Raw genomic sequence first — 1,319 nt, 5'->3', positions numbered from 1 at the left:
TGTAGTTGCCCCCGCTAAACCGGACACCACCTCATTCGTTTGATGCCAGTTCCGCCCGGTACTCCCAGGGCGATTTCATTTTCAGCCCCTTGTGCGGGTGGCTGCGGTTATAGTCCTCGATCCATTCCGGCAACCGGGCCATCACCGTGGCGGCATCAGGAAGATCGTTCAGGTACACATAGTCCCGCTTGAACGTCTTTACGAAAGCCTCAGCCATGCCGTTACTCTGAGGGCTTCTGACCGGTGTGGTACACACCACAAAGCCCAGAGAGGACGCGAAGGCCCGCGTTTCTTTGGCAATGTAGCAGCTGCCATTGTCCGTCAGCCATTCGAGCGGGTGCGACACCCGCTCTGACTGACCGAACCGGTATTCCATGCTTTCCAGCAGTAGGTCCTGAACCATCTCACCGGTGATGCCACCGGTGGTTGCGACATAGCGCATCAGCTCGCGATCACAGCAGTCCAGGCTGAAGGCCACGCGAACGACCTCCTTGTTCCAGCAGCGGATCTCAAAGCCGTCTGAGCACCAGCGAAGGTCTGACTTCAACGTAATGACCTGGCCGTTGTGACAGCGTTCCTGGGGTCTGCCCGTATACCGGGGCAACAGCAGCCCATCCTGCTTCATCAGTCGATACACGCGCTTGTGGTTTACTCGCTCATCGTTGGCTGCGAGCAACCGATTCAGTCGAGCCGTGATCCTTCGATAGCCATTGGCAGCACGGGCCTCGCACAGCTCACGGATAAACGGTAAATGCAGATCATCGTCCTGTTTGCTGTATCTCGGGCTTCGGCCTTTCTGGCGACCATGAAGGCGATCCAGAAGATTGGAGCGCGATACCTTCAGCACTTCAGCAACCCGCTTCAGAGGGTATCGTCTGGTGGCAGCAACGGCATGCGCGAGATCAACTTTTTTGACTGAGCCACCTCCAGGGCTTCCCGGAGTATTTCAGCTTCCATCGTCTTGCGGCCCAACATCCGCTCCAGCTCCCGAACCTTCTTGTTCAGGGCTTTCAACTCGGATGCGCTTACAACCTCATCACCGGACTCAATCGCGGACATGCCACCGTCTTTCATCAGCTTCTTCCAACGGAACAACAGACTTGCTGATATACCATGACGCCGGGCTACAAGCGATACTGACATGCCTGGCTGCTCACACTCCGCAACCATGAATGCCTTCTCCTGTGCGGAATACCGGCGACGGCGCTGCACGCCAGTTATGACTTCGATTCTCTCCACCTTGGACACTCCTTTGCACTAGGTCTATGCCTAGGCCTTTGCTTCTACCAAGGTGTCCGGTTTAAATGGGGGCTACTACA

1 protein-coding gene is annotated in these 1,319 nt (G+C 56.4%); it reads right to left on the bottom strand.

Annotation, left to right across the window (positions count from 1 at the left end; translation table 11 throughout):
• Nucleotides 1–31: 31 nt before the first annotated feature.
• A protein-coding gene (locus FWJ25_RS19080; RefSeq protein WP_149601846.1) for an IS3 family transposase occupies nucleotides 32–1,239 on the bottom strand; the annotation gives its coding sequence in 2 pieces (ribosomal slippage) (nucleotides 32–912 and nucleotides 912–1,239; 1,209 coding nt in all).
• Between the last annotated feature and the right edge of the window lie 80 nt (nucleotides 1,240–1,319).

The sequence above is a fragment of the Marinobacter salinexigens genome, from assembly GCF_008370345.1.
GTDB lineage: Bacteria > Pseudomonadota > Gammaproteobacteria > Pseudomonadales > Oleiphilaceae > Marinobacter > Marinobacter salinexigens.
Note: the sequence above shows the minus strand (reverse complement) of the source record. Positions and strands in the feature narration are given on the sequence as shown.